General features: G+C 62.1%; 14 protein-coding genes. 9 read left to right on the forward strand and 5 right to left on the reverse strand.

Features of this window, described 5'->3' with window-relative positions; translation table 11 throughout:
- Positions 1 to 24: 24 nt before the first annotated feature.
- From pepP to gcvH, 7 genes are all read left to right on the forward strand, one after another.
- Complete coding sequence (gene pepP / locus KVQ82_RS02215) at positions 25 to 1,359, forward strand: Xaa-Pro aminopeptidase (RefSeq protein WP_041072078.1); 1,335 nt, start codon at positions 25 to 27, stop codon at positions 1,357 to 1,359.
- Complete coding sequence (gene ubiH / locus KVQ82_RS02220) at positions 1,356 to 2,543, forward strand: 2-octaprenyl-6-methoxyphenyl hydroxylase (protein WP_108184149.1); 1,188 nt, start codon at positions 1,356 to 1,358, stop codon at positions 2,541 to 2,543. Before pepP ends, ubiH begins: the two co-directional genes overlap by 4 nt.
- A gap of 109 nt (positions 2,544 to 2,652) precedes the next feature.
- Positions 2,653 to 3,870 carry a 2-octaprenyl-3-methyl-6-methoxy-1,4-benzoquinol hydroxylase gene (locus KVQ82_RS02225; RefSeq protein ID WP_222019351.1) on the forward strand — a complete coding sequence of 406 codons (1,218 nt, stop codon included), beginning with the start codon at positions 2,653 to 2,655 and terminating at the stop codon, positions 3,868 to 3,870.
- A gap of 214 nt (positions 3,871 to 4,084) precedes the next feature.
- The gene (locus KVQ82_RS02230; protein WP_222017817.1) at positions 4,085 to 5,089 is read left to right on the forward strand and encodes an extracellular solute-binding protein; all 1,005 of its coding nucleotides are present in this window, start codon (positions 4,085 to 4,087) and stop codon (positions 5,087 to 5,089) included.
- 200 nt (positions 5,090 to 5,289) lie between these two features.
- Positions 5,290 to 6,906 carry an iron ABC transporter permease gene (locus KVQ82_RS02235; protein WP_222017819.1) on the forward strand — a complete coding sequence of 539 codons (1,617 nt, stop codon included), beginning with the start codon at positions 5,290 to 5,292 and terminating at the stop codon, positions 6,904 to 6,906.
- A gap of 156 nt (positions 6,907 to 7,062) precedes the next feature.
- Entirely contained in the window at positions 7,063 to 8,145 is a 1,083-nt protein-coding gene (gene gcvT, locus KVQ82_RS02240) for a glycine cleavage system aminomethyltransferase GcvT (RefSeq protein WP_222017820.1), read from the forward strand.
- A 48-nt stretch (positions 8,146 to 8,193) separates the two neighbouring features.
- The gene (gene gcvH / locus KVQ82_RS02245) at positions 8,194 to 8,577 is read left to right on the forward strand and encodes a glycine cleavage system protein GcvH (RefSeq protein ID WP_222017822.1); all 384 of its coding nucleotides are present in this window, start codon (positions 8,194 to 8,196) and stop codon (positions 8,575 to 8,577) included.
- A gap of 106 nt (positions 8,578 to 8,683) precedes the next feature.
- Here gcvH and KVQ82_RS02250 read toward each other — a convergent pair whose 3' ends face one another.
- Positions 8,684 to 9,823 (reverse strand): DegT/DnrJ/EryC1/StrS aminotransferase family protein, encoded by a 1,140-nt coding sequence (locus tag KVQ82_RS02250; protein WP_222017825.1) that lies wholly within the window; start codon positions 9,821 to 9,823, stop codon positions 8,684 to 8,686.
- A 153-nt stretch (positions 9,824 to 9,976) separates the two neighbouring features.
- Here KVQ82_RS02250 and gcvP point away from each other — a divergent pair, with 153 nt between their 5' ends.
- Complete coding sequence (gene gcvP / locus KVQ82_RS02255; RefSeq protein ID WP_222017827.1) at positions 9,977 to 12,850, forward strand: aminomethyl-transferring glycine dehydrogenase; 2,874 nt, start codon at positions 9,977 to 9,979, stop codon at positions 12,848 to 12,850.
- A gap of 129 nt (positions 12,851 to 12,979) precedes the next feature.
- On the opposite strand, the gene KVQ82_RS02260 is transcribed toward gcvP, so the two are convergent.
- The 3 genes from KVQ82_RS02260 to KVQ82_RS02270 form a co-directional block, all read right to left on the reverse strand.
- Entirely contained in the window at positions 12,980 to 13,300 is a 321-nt protein-coding gene (locus tag KVQ82_RS02260) for a DUF2388 domain-containing protein (RefSeq protein ID WP_169843014.1), read from the reverse strand.
- A 65-nt stretch (positions 13,301 to 13,365) separates the two neighbouring features.
- Positions 13,366 to 15,150: a GspE/PulE family protein gene (locus KVQ82_RS02265; protein ID WP_222017828.1), complete on the reverse strand. Its 1,785-nt coding sequence runs from the start codon at positions 15,148 to 15,150 to the stop codon at positions 13,366 to 13,368.
- A 90-nt stretch (positions 15,151 to 15,240) separates the two neighbouring features.
- Entirely contained in the window at positions 15,241 to 15,579 is a 339-nt protein-coding gene (locus KVQ82_RS02270) for a hypothetical protein (RefSeq protein WP_108184141.1), read from the reverse strand.
- Positions 15,580 to 15,706: 127 nt separating this feature from the next.
- Here KVQ82_RS02270 and KVQ82_RS02275 point away from each other — a divergent pair, with 127 nt between their 5' ends.
- On the forward strand, positions 15,707 to 16,177 hold the full coding sequence (locus KVQ82_RS02275) for an Lrp/AsnC family transcriptional regulator (protein WP_025112016.1): 471 nt from the start codon (positions 15,707 to 15,709) through the stop codon (positions 16,175 to 16,177).
- Positions 16,178 to 16,292: 115 nt separating this feature from the next.
- Here the strand turns inward: KVQ82_RS02275 and KVQ82_RS02280 are convergent, their stop codons facing one another.
- Positions 16,293 to 17,663 (reverse strand): inorganic triphosphatase, encoded by a 1,371-nt coding sequence (locus KVQ82_RS02280; RefSeq protein WP_095668062.1) that lies wholly within the window; start codon positions 17,661 to 17,663, stop codon positions 16,293 to 16,295.
- Between the last annotated feature and the right edge of the window lie 5 nt (positions 17,664 to 17,668).

Here is a 17,668-nt window from a genome sequence, read left to right on the forward strand (position 1 = left end):
CGTGCCAGGGAAAGCCATCTGCCCATGACCCATATCCCCAAAGCGGAATACAGCCGTCGCCGCAAGGCCCTGATGGCGCAGATGGAACCCAACAGCATCGCGATCCTGCCCGCCGCCGCAGTCGCGATCCGCAACCGCGACGTCGAGCACGTCTATCGTCAGGACAGTGACTTTCAGTACCTCAGTGGATTCCCCGAACCGCAGGCGGTCATCGTCCTGATGCCCGGCCGCGAGCATGGCGAGTACGTGCTGTTCTGCCGTGAACGCAACGCCGAACGCGAGTTGTGGGACGGTCTGCGCGCCGGGCAGGAAGGCGCGATCCGTGATTACGGCGCTGACGACGCGTTCCCGATTACCGACATCGACGACATCCTGCCGGGCCTGATCGAAGGCCGCGATCGGGTGTATTCGGCGATGGGCAGCAACCCGGAGTTCGACCGGCACCTGATGGACTGGATCAACGTGATCCGCTCCAAGGCGCACCTCGGCGCCCAGCCGCCGAACGAATTCGTTGCCCTGGATCACCTGCTGCACGACATGCGCCTGTATAAATCGGCGGCAGAAGTGAAGGTGATGCGCGAAGCAGCGCGGATTTCCGCTCAGGCGCATATCCGCGCGATGCAGGCCAGCCGGCCGGGACTGTACGAGTACAGCCTGGAAGCCGAGCTCGATTACGAGTTTCGCAAGGGCGGGGCGAAGATGCCGGCTTACGGCTCGATTGTCGCCGCCGGACGCAACAGCTGCATCCTGCATTACCAGCAGAATGACGCGCTGCTCAAGGACGGCGATCTGGTATTGATCGACGCCGGTTGCGAAATCGACTGCTACGCCAGCGACATCACTCGCACCTGGCCGGTCAACGGCAAGTTCTCGCCAGAACAAAAAGCGATTTACGAGTTGGTGCTGGCCTCGCAGGAAGCCGCATTCGCTGAAATCGCCCCGAACAAAAACTGGAATCAGGCGCACGAAGCCACGGTTCGGGTGATTACCACGGGGCTGGTAAAACTTGGATTGCTGCAAGGCGAGGTCGACGAATTGATCGCGACCGAAGCTTATAAAGCGTTTTACATGCACCGTGCCGGGCACTGGCTGGGCATGGATGTACACGACGTCGGCGAATACAAGGTCGGCGGCGAATGGCGGGTGCTGGAGGTCGGCATGGCGCTGACCGTGGAGCCGGGCATCTACATCGCCCCGGACAACCAGAACGTAGCAAAGAAATGGCGCGGCATTGGCGTGCGCATCGAGGATGACGTGGTAGTGACCAAGACCGGTTGTGAAATATTGACCAGCGGCGTACCGAAAACCGTCGCCGAGATCGAAGCGCTGATGGCGCAAGCACGGACCCACGCGGCATGAGTCGAGTCAATCTGGCAATCATCGGCGGCGGTCTGGTCGGCGCCAGTCTGGCGCTGGCCTTGCAGGCTGGGGCCAAGGCGCGCGGCTGGAAGATCGTCCTGATCGAACCGTTCGCCCCCGGCGACAGTTGGCAGCCGAGCTACGACGCCCGTTCATCGGCGCTGTCCTTCGGTTCACGGCAGATCTATCAGCGGCTGGGCGTGTGGCAGGAGATTTCCCGCCGCGCCGAGCCGATCAAACAGATTCACGTCTCCGATCGGGGTCGCTTCTCCACCGCCCGTCTGTCGGCGATGGAAGAGGGCGTGCCGGCGCTCGGTTATGTGGTGGAGAACGCCTGGCTCGGCCAGTGCCTGTGGCAGCATCTGGATAAAGACGTGATCAGTTGGCGTTGCCCGGCGGAGGTTACGCGCATGGAGCCGCTGCCCGACGGTTATCGCCTGACCCTCAACGATGAAACCAGCATCGAGTGCGATCTGGCGGTGCTCGCCGATGGTGGTCGTTCCGGTCTGCGCGAACAGTTGGGCATCAATGTGCGCAAGCGTCCGTACAACCAGAGCGCGCTGATCGCCAACATCACCCCGAGCGAAGCCCACAACGGCATGGCCTTCGAGCGTTTCACCGACGAAGGGCCGATGGCCTTGCTGCCGCTGCCGGACAACCGTTGCGCACTGGTCTGGACCCGCCTGGGCATGGACGCGCAGCGTTTGGCCGATTTGAGCGAGCGCGATTTCCTCAGCGAACTGCAGGGCGTGTTCGGCTACCGCCTCGGCACCCTGAAACAGGTTGGCGCGCGGCATCTGTATCCGTTGTCGCTGGTCGAGGCCGAAGAGCAGGTGCGCTCGCATCTGGCCGTACTCGGCAATGCCGCGCACAGCCTGCACCCGATTGCCGGGCAGGGGTTCAACCTGTCCTTGCGCGATGCCGATGCCTTGGCCGCCGCACTGCTCGCCAGCGACCAGCCGCTGGGTGACTTCGCCACGTTGCAGGCCTATCGCGAGCGCCAGCGGCTGGATCAGGACCTTACAGTAGGCTTCTCCGATCAGGTCACCCGCCTGTTCGGCAGCACCCAGCCGCTGGTGTCGCTGGGGCGCAACATTGGCTTGCTCGGTCTCGATCTGCTGCCACCGGCCAAGCGCTGGTTCGCCCGTCAGGCCATGGGGCTGGGGACGCGGCCGGATGCTTGAGCGGCGGGTCGGCACTTTCACTTTCAGCAGCGCGCCGCTAACTGGCGCGCTCGCTAAAACCCTTTACGGGCGGCGCATGCCGCCAGCGAGACAGGCTTAAAGCATGGAAATGCGCGCAGATCTGCTGATTGTCGGAGCCGGAATGGTCGGCAGCGCCCTCGCGTTGGCGCTGCAGGACAGTGGCCTGGAAGTGCTGCTGCTCGATGGCAGCCCGCTGAGCGTCAAACCGTTCGACGCCGCCGCGCCGTTCGAGCCGCGAGTGAGCGCCTTGTCGGCGGCCAGCCAGCGGATTCTCGAACGCCTTGGCGTCTGGGACGGCATCGCCAAACGCCGCAGCAGTCCCTACACCGACATGCATGTGTGGGACGGCAGCGGCACCGGGCAGATTCATTTTTCGGCGAGCAGTGTGCACGCCGATGCGCTGGGGCATATCGTCGAAAACCGTGTGGTGCAGGATGCCTTGCTCGATCGTTTGCACGATTGCGATCTGGGTATGCTGGCCAACGCACGGCTGGAACAGATGCGCCGCTCCGGTGACGACTGGCTGCTGACCCTGGCCGACGGTCGCCAGTTGCGTGCGCCGCTGGTGATTGCGGCGGACGGCGCCCATTCGGCGGTGCGCCGGCTGACCGGCGTTGCCACCCGCGAGTGGGATTACCTGCACCACGCCATCGTCACCAGTGTGCGCAGCAGCAAGCCGCACCGAATGACCGCGTGGCAGCGTTTCACCGATCACGGGCCGCTGGCGTTTCTGCCGCTGGAGCGTGACGGGCAGCAAGACTGGTGCTCGATCGTCTGGTCGACCACGCCGAGTGAAGCCGAACGCCTGATGGCGCTGGATGAAGCCGCGTTCTGCCGTGAGCTGGAGCGTGCGTTCGAAGGTTGCCTGGGCGAAGTGCTCAGCGCTGACTCACGGCTGTGCGTGCCGCTGCGTCAACGTCACGCCAAGCGCTATGTCGCCGAAGGGCTGGCGCTGATTGGCGATGCGGCGCACACCATTCACCCGTTGGCCGGGCAGGGCGTCAACCTGGGTTTCCTTGATGCGGCGGTGCTGGCTGAAGTGTTATTGCAAGCCGCCGAACGTGGCGAGCGCCTGGCTGATGTGAAAGTGCTGAGCCGCTACGAGCGTCGGCGCATGCCGCACAACCTGGCGCTGATGGCGGCGATGGAGAGTTTCGAGCGCTTGTTTCAGGCCGACCCGTTGCCAGTGCGCTGGTTGCGCAACGCCGGGTTGAAGCTGGTGGAGCAGATGCCGGAGGCCAAGGCTCTCTTTGTTCGTGAAGCACTTGGCCTCACAGGCGACCTCCCCGCGCTCGCCAAACCCTGAGTCGATAACGCTCTCTGTAGGAGCTGCCGAAGGCTGCGATCTTTGATCTTGGTTTAAGATCGAAAGATCGCAGCCTCGTTTCACTCGGCAGCTCCTACAGGGGGTGTGTTGCCCTGTGCAACATCTGGTAACTCCTTGCCCAAGTGTTCGATTGAGCTGGTAAATGTGAGTCCTTATCATTTGGCCCACATTTTCCGACCGAGAGATCACTCCCATGTTGGCACCCAAGCGTCTTCTGACCGCACTGGCCCTGACCCTGATCGGCAGCACCACCGCCCAGGCCGCCGACGAGGTGGTGGTCTACTCATCGCGTATCGACGAGCTGATCAAACCGGTGTTCGACGCCTACACCGCGAAAACCGGGGTGAAGATCAAGTTCATCACCGACAAGGAAGCGCCGCTGATGCAGCGGATCAAGGCCGAAGGCGAAAACGCCACCGCCGACCTGCTGCTGACTGTCGATGCCGGCAACCTCTGGCAGGCCGAGCAGATGGGCATTCTGCAGCCGTTCACCTCGAAGACCATCGACGCCAACATTCCTGCGCAATATCGCTCCTCGACCCACGCCTGGACCGGCCTGAGCCTGCGCGCGCGGACCATCGCCTATTCCACCGAAAGGGTTAAACCGGGCGAGTTGACCACCTACGAAGCGCTGGCCGACAAGAACTGGGAAGGACGCCTGTGTCTGCGCACGGCGAAGAAGGTCTACAACCAGTCGCTGACCGCGACCATGATCGAAGTGCACGGCGCCGAGAAGACCGAGAAGATCCTCAAGGGCTGGGTCAACAACCTGTCCACGGACGTGTTCTCCGACGACGTCGCGGTGCTGGAAGCGATCAACGCCGGGCAGTGCGACGTCGGCATCGTCAACACCTACTACTACGGTCGCCTGCACAAACAGAAACCGGACCTGCCAGTGAAACTGTTCTGGCCGAATCAGGCCGATCGCGGCGTGCATGTAAACCTGTCCGGTATCGGCCTGACCCAACATGCACCGCACCCGGAGGCAGCCAAGGCGCTGGTCGAATGGATGACCACACCTGAAGCACAGAAAATCTTCGCCGACGTGAACCAGGAGTTCCCGGCCAACCCGACGGTGGCACCTTCGGAAGAAGTGGCAGCGTGGGGCAAGTTCGTCGCTGACACCTTGCCGGTGGAAGTGGCGGGCAAGCGACAGGCTGAAGCGATCCGCATGATGGATCGGGCGGGCTGGAACTAAAACCTTGGTTATATCCTGTGGCGAGGGGATTTATCCCCGATGGGGTGCGAAGCACCCCCAATGCCCTTAATCAAAGCGTACTGATACACCGCGGGCGTAGTTTTTACGAATGCTGCGCATCCGATCGGGGATAAATCCCCTCGCCACAATTGGGGCTGGCATTACGCTTACGCCGACCCACGATTTATTAGAGAACCCCCTTGGCCCACCCCGCCCAACGCCGCTGGTATCCCATCGTCCTCGCCATTGCCGCGCTGGTGCTGTTGCCCCTGAGTGTCCTGCTGCTGTCGTGGCAGACCATCGATCAGCAGATCTGGTCGCACCTGTGGCAAACCCAGATGCCGCGCCTGCTCGGCAACACCCTGACGCTGGTGCTGGGCGTCGGCGTCGGCGTGACGCTGCTCGGTGTCAGCCTGGCGTGGCTCACCAGCCTCTGCGAATTCCCCGGGCGGCGCTGGCTCGACTGGGCGTTGATGCTGCCGTTCGCCATTCCGGCCTACGTGCTGGCGTTCGTCTTCGTCGGTCTGCTGGACTTCGCCGGCCCGGTGCAAACCCTGTTGCGTGAGTGGTTCGGCAGCGGCCTGCGCCTGCCGCGTGTGCGCTCTACCGGCGGGGTGATCGTGGTGCTGGTGCTGGTGTTTTATCCCTACGTTTATCTGTTGGCGCGCACCGCGTTTCTGGCGCAGGGCAAAGGCCTGATGGAAGCGGCGCGGGTACTCGGGCAATCGCCCTGGCAGGCGTTCTGGCGGGTGGCGCTGCCGATGGCGCGACCAGCGATTGGTGCCGGTGTGGCACTGGCGCTGATGGAGACATTGGCGGATTTCGGCGCGGTGTCGGTGTTCAATTTCGACACCTTCACCACCGCCATCTACAAGACCTGGTACGGCTTCTTCAGCCTGCCCAGCGCGGCGCAACTGGCCAGTCTGTTGCTGCTGGTGGTGATGCTGGTGCTGTACGGCGAGCGGCGCGCGCGCGGCGCCAATCGGGCGAGCAACGAGCGGCCACGGGTCAAGGCGTTATATCACCTGCGCGGGATCAAGGCGTTCGCGGCGACCGGCTGGTGTGCTCTGGTGTTTGCTTGCGCATTCGTGATTCCAGTCCTGCAACTGATTGTCTGGTTCTGGCAGCGCGGGCGCTTCGATCTCGATGAACGTTACGCCGGGCTGATTCTGCACACCCTGTATCTGGGTGGCATGGCGGCGTTGATCACCGTCAGCGTCGCATTGCTGCTGGCCTTCGCCCGACGACTGGCGCCGACCCGGGCGATCCGTTCCGGAGTCAGTCTGGCCAATCTCGGTTATGCGTTGCCGGGTTCGGTGCTGGCGGTGTCGATCATGCTGGCGTTCAGTTATCTCGATCGCGAACTGGTTATTCCGCTCTCGGGCTGGCTCGGCGGCGCCGGCAAGCCGCTGCTGCTGGGCAGTCTGGCGGCGTTGCTGATGGCCTATCTGGTGCGTTTCATCGCGGTAGCCTACGGGCCGCTGGAAAACAGTCTGGCGCGTATACGGCCTTCATTGCCCGAAGCGGCACGTAGCCTCGGTGTCAGTGGGCCGCGACTGTTTTTCAAAGTGTATCTGCCGCTGTTGCTGCCCGGCACGCTGAGTGCGGCGCTGCTGGTATTCGTCGATGTGCTCAAGGAAATGCCCGCGACCCTGCTGATGCGGCCGTTTGGCTGGGACACGCTGGCGGTGCGGATCTTCGAAATGACCAGTGAGGGCGAGTGGGCGCGGGCGTCGCTGCCGGCGCTGACCCTGGTGTTGGTCGGCCTGTTACCGGTCATTGGCCTGATCCGCCGCTCGGCGCACCGAAACACTTAGTAGTGAGAGCTGAATCATGCGGCTACAATGCGCGGCATTCGGTGCGGTTCGTCTGACAGACCCGTTCGCTGAAATCGGCTGAAAGCCTTCTATTTAGCGGCTTTCACCCCGTGCAGCGGCTGTCCGCACCTTCGCCACGCCCGGAAGGAGAAACCCATGGGACAGCGTACGCCTCTGTATGACCTGCATCTCGCCCTCGGCGCGAAGATGGTCGATTTTGGCGGTTGGGACATGCCACTGCATTACGGCTCGCAGGTCGAGGAACACCATGAGGTGCGCCGCGATTGCGGGGTGTTCGATGTTTCCCACATGACCATGATCGATGTCACCGGTGTCCAGGGCAAGGCCTGGCTGCAGCATTTGCTGGCCAATGACGTCGAGCGCCTGCACCGCCCCGGCCGCGCGCTCTACAGCACGATGCTCAACGAGCGTGGCGGCATCGTCGACGACATGATCGTCTATCGCCTCGAAGACCGTTATCGTCTGGTATTCAACGCCTCCACCCGCGACCAGGATCTGGCGTGGATGCAGACGCAGATCGCCGGTTACGACGTGCAATTGCATGAGCGTCAGGATCTGGCGATGCTCGCCATTCAAGGCCCGCAGGCCCGGCAGAAAATTGCCGAACTGGTGACCCAGTCCCGCGCCGAACTGATCAAACATCTCAAACCGTTCGAAGCTCACGTCGATGGCGACTGGTTCATTGCGCGCACCGGCTACACCGGTGAGGATGGTCTGGAAATCGCTTTGCCGGCCGAGCAGGCGCCGGGATTTTTCAACGATCTGGTCGGTGCCGGTATTTCGCCGATCGGCCTCGGCGCCCGCGACACGCTACGGGTCGAGGCCGGGATGAACCTCTACGGCCAGGACATTCATCAAGATGTCTCGCCGCTGGCATCCAATATGGCCTGGAGCATTGCCTGGGAACCGACCTCGCGGCAGTTCATCGGGCGTGCTGCGCTGGAAGCGGAAAAAGCCGCCGGCGTTGCGCACAAACTGGTGGGGCTGGTGCTTGAGGAGCGCGGTGTTTTACGTGCCCATCAGGTGGTTCGTATCGCCGATGTTGGCGAAGGAGAGATCACCAGTGGTAGTTTCTCTCCTACGCTAAGCAAATCGATTGCCCTGGCGCGTGTACCGATGGCCACCGCCGACCGCGCCGAAGTGGAAATCCGTGGCAAGTGGTATCCGGTACGAGTGGTCAAACCGACCTTCGTGCGCCATGGCAAAACCTTGATCTGACCTTTTCCGGCGGGCCTGACCGCTGACAATTTCTTGAGGACACCGAGCATGAGCAATATCCCCGCTGAACTGCGTTTTGCCGAAAGTCATGAATGGGCACGCCTGGAAGCCGACGGCACCGTTACCGTGGGCATCAGCGATCACGCGCAGCAAGCGCTGGGCGATGTGGTGTTTGTTGAGTTGACGGAAGTAGGCAAGGTGTATGCGGCCGGTGAGGCGGCTGGTGTGGTCGAGTCGGTGAAAGCGGCGTCCGATATCTACTCGCCGATCAGCGGCGAAGTGATCGCGGTCAACGAAGCGCTGGCTGACGCGCCGGAAGAGCTGAACAACGATCCTTACAACGCCTGGATTTTCAAGCTCAAGCCAAGCGACAAAGCCGAGCTGGACAAACTGCTGGACGCCGAGGGCTACAAGGCTGCAATCGGCGAATAATCCTCGCCCCCTGTAGGAGCTGCCGAAGGCTGCGATCTTTTGATTTTGTTTTTAAAGACAAGATCAAAAGATCGCAGCCTGCGGCAGCTCCTACATTAAGAGCGCTTCAGGGTTTCAATACGGCTTTCACCGCCGCCACCGACCGCTCGACATCTTCCTTGGTCATGGTGTTGAACATCGGCAACGACACAATCAGTCGCCCGACGCGCTCGGCCACCGGCAACATACCTTCCTTGAAACCGCGCTCGCGGTACAGACTCAGCAAATGAATCGGCGGGTAGTGATAGCCGATGCCGATGCCGTGTGCCTGCATCTGTTCCATGAACGTAGCGCGGGCCGGCAAGCCGTCCTTGCGCTCCGGCAGTACCAGCTGAAACAGGTGCCAGTTGCTGTGAGTGAAATCCGCGGGCGGCAATTGCGCGCCATAGATCGCTTCGAAGTCATCGCCAAACCAGTTGAAGTAATGACGGGCCAGTTCCTGACGATGGGCGGTCAGCGCCTCGATATGGGCGAATTGACCCAGACCGATGGTCGCGGCGACGTCGGTCATGTTGAACTTGCCGCCGAGCACATCAACGTCGAGACCGTCGAAGCCGTTGCGGGTCACGCCCTGCAGGCGATATTTCTCCGCCAGCCGCGCTTCTTCCGCAGTGTTCAGCACCAGACAGCCGCCTTCGGAGCAGGTCACGTTCTTGTTGGCCTGGAAACTGAACGACACGAAGTCGCCAGTGGCGCCGATGCGCTGGCCGTTCCAGCTCGAACCCAACGCCTGCGCGGCGTCTTCGACAATCCGCAGATTGTGTTTGCGCGCGATGGCATATAGCCGATCCATGTCCACCGGCAGGCCGGCGAGGTACACCGGAATCAGCGCTTTGGTGCGTGGGGTGATCGCTGCCTCGAGCTTGTCCAGATCAATGTTGCGGGTCACCGGGTCGATGTCGGCGAACACCGGGGTGGCGCCGACTTCGAGGATCACGTTGGCGGTGGCGACCCAGGAAATCGGCGTGGTGATCACTTCGTCACCCGGGCCAATGCCGGCGATGCGCAGGGCGATTTCCATGGTGCAGGTGCCGGAGTTGAAGGTGCGCACCGGGCGTCCGCCGAAATATTCCGACAACTGCGCTTCAAAGGCCTGGACCTTCGGCCCGCTGGTGATCCAGCCAGAGCGCAGTACATCGCCGACGGCGGCAATTGTGGCTTCATCAATGACAGGTTTGGAAAACGGCAGGAACGGCAGTTGGCTCATGAGGGTTCGATCATCCGGAAGTTGGACGCCTGATGCAGGCGCTACAGCATGCCCCGGAACCCCCGCTGCCGCCAAGCCGTGCGCGTCGGAATCGGCTGCTATGCTGGTTTGACCGTGTTGCATTGACGCCGAGCAGCCAAGAGAGAGCCCGTCATGTCCCAGTTGCCATCCTTGAGCCAGTTACGCGACCCCGAAGCCTTCCTGCGCCGCCATTTGGGCCCCGACGTTGCCGAGCAACAGGCGATGCTCGACAGCCTCGGTCTGGGCAGCCGGGTTGAACTGATCGAGCAGACGGTGCCGCCGGGCATTCGCCTGAATCGGGCGCTGGACTTGCCGCCGGCCCTTGATGAGCAAGCGGCGCTGGCCAAGCTGCGCGGTTACGCCGAGCAGAATCAGGTCTGGACCAGCCTGATCGGCATGGGCTACCACGGCACGCTCACGCCGACGGTCATCCTGCGCAATGTGCTGGAAAATCCCGGTTGGTACACCGCCTACACCCCCTATCAACCGGAGATCGCCCAGGGCCGTCTCGAAGCGTTGCTGAATTTTCAGCAACTGACCATCGACCTCACCGGACTTGAACTGGCCAACGCCTCGTTACTCGACGAAGCCACCGCCGCTGCAGAAGCCATGGCGCTGGCCAAGCGTGTGGCGAAGTCGAAGAGCAATCTGTTTTTCGTCGATGAGAACTGTCATCCGCAAACCATCTCCGTGGTGCAGACCCGCGCCGAAGGTTTCGGCTTCGAGCTGATCATCGACGCTGTGGATAACCTCAACCAGCATCAGGTATTCGGCGCGTTGCTGCAGTATCCCGACACTCATGGCGAGATCCGTGATCTGCGTCCGGTCATCGATCAGTTGCACGCGCAGCAGGCGTTAGCGTGTGTCGCCACCGATCTGCTGAGCCTGTTGCTGTTGACGCCGCCGGGTGAACTGGGCGCGGACGTGGTGTTCGGTTCGTCCCAGCGCTTTGGCGTACCGATGGGCTACGGTGGCCCGCACGCAGCGTTTTTTGCCAGCCGTGAGGAGTACAAACGGGCGATTCCGGGGCGGATCATCGGCGTGTCGAAAGACGCACGCGGTAACGTCGCGTTGCGCATGGCCCTGCAAACCCGTGAGCAACATATTCGCCGCGAGAAGGCCAACTCGAACATCTGCACCGCGCAGGTGCTGCTGGCCAACATCGCCAGTTGCTACGCGGTGTATCACGGGCCGCAAGGCTTGAAACGCATCGCCCAGCGCGTGCACCGCTTGACCTGCATCCTGGCGGCGGGCCTTGAGCGCCATGGTATTGCGCGGGTCAACGGACAGTTTTTCGACACCCTCACGCTGGAGGTGGGTGGTGCGCAGAGCGCGATCATCGACAGTGCCAGGGCCGCGCAGATCAACCTGCGGATTCTCGGCCGTGGCCGAGTGGGGTTGAGCCTCGACGAGACGTGCGATGAAAACACGGTGGCGAAGCTGTTCGATGTGCTGCTCGGTGCCGATCATGGTTTGAACGTCGACGACATTGACGCAGAAGCACTGGTTTCCGGCATTCCCGACCATCTGCAGCGCAACACGCCGTACCTGCGCCACCCGGTGTTCAACGCGCATCACAGCGAAACCGAGATGCTGCGCTACCTCAAGCAACTGGAGAACAAGGATCTGGCGCTTAACCAGTCGATGATCCCGCTGGGCTCCTGCACCATGAAACTTAACGCCACCAGCGAGATGATCCCCATCACCTGGCCGCAGTTTGCCAACCTGCACCCGTTCGCGCCTCGGGAGCAGGCAGTCGGTTACACCTTGATGATCGAAGAACTGCAGCGCTGGCTGTGCGCGATCACCGGGTTCGATGCAATCTGCATGCAGCCCAACTCCGGGGCTCAGGGCGAGTACGCCGGGCTGCTGGCGATTCGCAAATATCACGAGAGCCGGCATCAGGGCGCGCGGGATATCTGCCTGATCCCGTCCTCGGCCCACGGCACCAACCCGGCCTCGGCGCAGATGGCCGGGATGCGCGTGGTGATCGTCGAATGCGACGAGGCCGGCAACGTCGATCTGGACGACCTGAAAACCAGGGCGGCCGAGGCGGGGGACAAATTGTCGTGCCTGATGGCGACCTATCCGTCGACCCATGGTGTTTACGAGGAGGGCATCAGCGAAATCTGCGAAGTTATCCACCAGCACGGCGGGCAGGTGTACATGGACGGCGCCAACCTTAACGCGCAGGTCGGGCTGGCGCGGCCGGCGGACATCGGCGCCGATGTGTCGCACATGAACCTGCACAAGACGTTCTGCATTCCCCACGGCGGTGGCGGGCCGGGCATGGGGCCGATCGGCATTCGCGCGCACCTGGCGCCGTTCGTCGCCAATCATCCGGTCGTGCCGATTGACGGCCCGCTGCCGCAGAACGGCGCGGTCAGCGCGGCGCCGTGGGGCAGTGCGAGTATTTTGCCGATCAGCTGGATGTACATCGCGATGATGGGGCCGCAATTGGCGGATGCCAGTGAAGTGGCGATCCTCGCGGCGAACTATCTGGCCCAGCACTTATCCGGCGCATTTCCGGTGCTGTACACCGGGCGCAACGGGCGGGTGGCCCATGAATGCATTCTCGATCTGCGGCCGTTGAAGGCGCAGACCGGGATCAGCGAAGAAGATGTCGCCAAGCGCCTGATGGATTACGGTTTCCATGCGCCGACCATGTCATTCCCGGTGCCGGGGACGTTGATGGTCGAGCCGACCGAGAGCGAATCCAAGGCTGAACTCGACCGCTTTATCGGCGCCATGCTGAGCATTCGCGCAGAAATCACCGAAGTGCAGAACGGCAACTGGCCGGCGGAAGACAACCCGCTCAAGCGTGCTCCACATACCTTGGCCGATGTCACCGGAGTCTGGGAGCGGTCTTACAGCATCGAGCAGGGCATCACCCCGGATGCACACACCAAGGCGCACAAGTATTGGCCGGCGGTGAATCGGGTGGATAACGTTTATGGGGATCGCAATCTGTTTTGTGCTTGCGTCCCGGTGGACGATTACCGCTGAAGAGCAAAAGATCGCAGCCTTCGGCAGCTCCTACACTGATCCCTGTAGGAGCTGCCGAAGGCTGCGATCTTTTGCTTTTTGCTTAAAAAAATGCCGCTCGATCGAGCGGCATTTTTGTTGGCGCCTGGCTTACTCGGAGGCCACTGCGTTCTTCGCCAGAATCGCATTCGCCAGTTCCATGTCCGTGGCCTGCAGGCCCGGATTGTCGGCGCGGACTTTCTGCATCGCTGCTTCCAGGTACGGCCCACGGATGCCGCCATCGCTGGCAACGAAGCTGCCGGCATCGTCCTGTGCGGCAACGATCAGCTTGTGATCCTTGAAGGTCAGGTAGGTCGAACCGGTGGTGGCGCCGGACGAAATGACGTTACGCCAAAAGCTGTCGGCCATCGCTGAACCAACGGGAAGGGACAGCAAGGCAAGGGTGGCGACAGCAAGTTTGAGACGCATGATTGAGTGACTCCTGGGGGTTAACTACGGCGTTGGATAACGATTCCCCGATCCGGTTCCGTAGCGGCCTATTTCTGCTCGCTCTGCGGTGTCACCCGCAGCACTTCTTCGAGGGTGGTCAGCCCCGCCGCGACCTTCTGCGCACCCGACAGGCGCAGGCTGCGCATGCCTTCCTTGAAGGCTTGCCGGCGGATGGCGGTGAGGTCGGTGTCGGGGGTGATGAGCGCTTTGAGGCTATCGCTCAACTGCATGATTTCGTAGACCCCGGCGCGTCCGCGATAACCGGTGTCGCGACACTCCAGGCAGCCGATCGCGCGTTGCGCATTGCCCGGCAGCGGCGCCTGCCAGGGGCGGGTCAGGGTCTGCCAGTCCTCCTCTTCCAGCGTCAGCGGCGCCTTGCAGTGCGGGCACAAGGTACGCACCAGACGCTGGGCCATGACCCCGAGCACCGTGGCCTTGATCAGGTAGTGCGGCACGCCGAGTTCGAGTAACCGGCTGATAGCGCTGGGGGCATCGTTGGTGTGCAGGGTCGACAGCACCAGGTGGCCGGTGAGTGCCGCCTGAATCGCCATTTCCGCGGTTTCCAGGTCGCGAATCTCGCCGATCATGATGATGTCCGGGTCCTGTCGCATCAACGCACGCACCCCAGCGGCGAAACTCAGCTCGATGTTGTGCTGCACCTGCATCTGATTGAACGCCGGCTCGACCATTTCGATCGGGTCTTCGATGGTGCAGAGGTTGATCTCCGGCGTCGCCAGTTTCTTCAGCGTGGTGTAGAGCGTGGTGGTCTTGCCCGAACCGGTTGGCCCGGTGACCAGGATGATGCCGTTGGGCTGGCGGGTCATGTCCTGCCAGCGGCGCAGGTCATCGGCGGAAAAGCCCAACTGATCGAAGTCCTTGAGCAGCACTTCCGGGTCAAAAATCCGCATGACCATTTTTTCGCCAAACGCGGTGGGCAGCGTCGAGAGCCGCAGCTCCACCTCGCCGCCGTCCGGGGTCTTGGTTTTGACCCGGCCGTCCTGGGGTTTGCGCTTCTCGGCGACGTTCATCCGCCCGAGGCTTTTCAGGCGGCTGACGATCGCCATGGTCACTTGCGGCGGGAATTGATAGACGTTGTGCAACACGCCGTCGATACGAAAGCGCACGGTGCCCTGTTCGCGGCGCGGTTCGATGTGGATATCGCTGGCGCGCTGCTGGAAGGCGTACTGGAACAGCCAGTCGACGATGTTGACGATATGCGCGTCGTTGGCGTCCGGTTCCTGATCGCTGGCGCCGAGGTTGAGCAGTTGTTCGAAGTTGCCGAGGTTACCGCTTTGCTGATCGGCATTGCTGGCGCCGCTGACCGATTTGGCCAGGCGGAAGAACTCGACACTGAAGCGCTGGATGTCCACCGGGTTGGCGACCACCCGTTTGATCGGCAACTTAAGCACGTGTGTCAGGTCAGCCTCCCAGCCGGTGACGTAGGGCTGGGCGCTGGCAACGACGACGGCGTCGCGGTCGACCGCCACCGCAAGAATCCTGTGCCGCTGGGCAAAGGCGTAGGACATCAGCGGGGTGATGGCGGCGACGTTGATCTTCAACGGGTCGATGCGCATGTACGGTTGGCCGGCCTGCTGCGCCAGCCACAGGGTCAGGCTTTCCAGATCCAGATGTTTACCCGGACGGCTGAGGTCATCCAGTTGCTGGCTGGCAATGAACTCCAGCGGGTGCTGCTGGCCGTGGGTCGCGTGGCGGCGTCGGGCATTGAGCGCCTGCTCCGCCGAATCCTGGCTGATGAAGCCTTGGGCGACCAATTCACGCAACACATCGTTGAGATCCAGCCAGCGGTCCTGAGTGGCGAGTTGAACGGACATGCGGGCTCCTTTTGAACGACAGTTCGCAAAGGATAGTCGTGGCCCCGCAGACCGTTGGGCCACTACCCGACAAAGCCGTTGCCGGATTTTTCAGCCAACCGCTTGCGCGGGCGTATCCCACGCCGCGTCGGCGTTTTGCAGGTTCACCGAGCAGACGCTGATCAGGTTACGAAGTTTTTCCGCAATTACTTGGGCGCGATGCCAACTGAAACCGCCCATGACGATGTCGATCGACATCAAGTCGTCCATCCGCTGCACATTGACCTGTTCAGGCGTGAGGAACTGCAGCGCAAACAGGTTCAGCACCCGCACCAGCAGATCCGGCTCGGCTTCGGCGAGGATCTGATACTGCGCCAGGCAATGGCTGTTGTTGACGTTCCAGACATCGGCCCGGGTTGGAGCGGTATTCACGGCTTCGAGGTGCGGCATGGCGAGTCTCCAAAAAACACTGGAGAAATTTTTACATTCGGTGCCGGGCATTTCTTGGCTAAGATCGATGTTATTGGCGAATGATCGACCGGTTTGATTCGCATGAATTCATATTTGAGGTTTTTCTATGCACAGCGAGCTGGACAGCTACGACCGCAGGATTCTCGCCCTGCTGCAAGAGGACGCTTCCTTGTCCAGCGCTCAGATCGCCGAGCAGGTGGGCCTGTCGCAGTCACCGTGCTGGCGGCGCATTCAGCGGATGAAGGAGGAGGGCATCATTCGCGGTCAGGTGACCTTGCTTGATCGCAAGAAGATCGGCCTGAACACGCAGATCTTCGCCGAGATCAAACTCAACGCCCACGGGCGGTCGAACTTCACCGAATTCACCGAGGCGATTCGCGGTTTTCCGGAGGTTCTGGAGTGCTACGTGCTGATGGGCGCGGTAGATTTTCTGTTGCGGATTGTCGCGGCGGACATCGAGGCGTATGAGCGGTTCTTTTTCGAGAAACTGTCGCTGGTGCCGGGGATTCAGGAAGTGAATTCGATTGTGGCGCTGTCGGAGATCAAGTCCACCACCAGCCTGCCGGTCATGCGCTGATGGCCTCTGTGGCGAGGGGATTTATCCCCGATGGGTCGCGAAGCGGCCCCGCTTTAGTCGAAAGCAGGGACTGCTGCGCAGTCCATCGGGGATGAATCCCCTCACCACACAGTCATCACATGCGCAGCAGCATTTTCCACGCACGATTCTGATAAACCGCAATCGCCTGCTGCTTGCGCGCATCGAGCAGTTCGTCAGTGATGGTCGGTTCGTTGGCCAGTTGCGCCAGTTTGTTCAGCTCGCCGTACAGGCGATCCATTTCCGCAATCTCCAGCACGTTGCGCGCGTGGTGCAGCCAGACCTGGATGCGCTCGATGCGCGGCAGTTGCTCGGCCAGATCTTCCGGTTGCTGCTGATAGCGCTGCAATTGCAGGGACGTGGCTTCCTCGCCCAGCAGGCGCGGCAGCCAGCTGTGCAGTTGCGCGGCGCCCTGGCGGTTGCCGCGGGTGTTGCGCTCGGCGGTCCAGGCGCGGGCCAGCAGCCAGCGTGATGCGGTCAGCGAGAACAGGCCCCAGCGCGGGTCTTCCAGTTCTTCGAGGAATTGCTCCGGCGCCGCCTTGCGTACGTCTTCGTCTTCGATGCCGACCTGAACCAGCGGGCGCCAGTCTTCAAGCAATGCGTCCAGCGCCACGCGCAGGTCGTGAGTGGCCGGACGCGGTGCCGCCTGGCCGAGGCTGCTGAGCAGGGCGCGCATTTCGGCGAGGTTCTCGACCCAGTCCTGCAGCAGGCGCCAGTGGCCATTGAAACGATATTGTTCGGCCAGACGCTGGCTGCTGCCGAGCAAGTGCCAGGCCAGTGCGGCGAAGGCGTCGTCGAGTGGGGTTTCCGGGGTCAGTTGCGGCGCCGGCAGGCTCAGCGAGTAGCTGTTGGCGTCGTACAGACGGTAGCCGCGCTCGGCCTTGCTGATGTCGCACGGCATCAGGGCCAGGGTTTCGGCCAGTTCGGCGGCCAGTTCCAGCAGTGCGGCCGGCTCGCCTTCGCGCAGCTCCAGTTCCAGCTCGCAGATTTCTTCTTTCTGCTTGCCGACCACAACGTGGCCCAGATCCAGCGCAGCTTCGATGACCACTTTGGCCTTGCCGCGGCCCCAGGCGATTTCCGCACGCTCGCGGACGAAATCGGTGGTGAAGATCGGCTTCAGGGTTTTCTTGTCCAGCTCGGCCAGCGACTCGGGCCAGCATTCGCCGTCGAGTTTCTTCACGTCGAGCTTGGCTTTGGGCAACTTCCAGTCGTATTCATTACGCTCGGACAGACCGGCAACACTCTGGCCGCGGGTCTTGAGGGTCTGAATCACTTCGTCACCGTCCTTGCGCAAGCGCAGGGCGACTTTGGCCTGGGCCAGGTCGCGCTCGGGGGTGTCGAAGTACTGGTTCATCAACTCACGGCGTTCCCAGCCATTTTTGTTGCGTTTTTTCAGTAGCGGGTGCTCGCGCAGGGCAGCGAGGGTTTCGCGGCTGACGCGGAGTTTGATTTCGGTTTCTTTCTGCATGGCCG

Source organism: Pseudomonas sp. AO-1, assembly GCF_019775695.1.
Classification (GTDB): Bacteria; Pseudomonadota; Gammaproteobacteria; order Pseudomonadales; family Pseudomonadaceae; genus Aquipseudomonas; species Aquipseudomonas parakoreensis.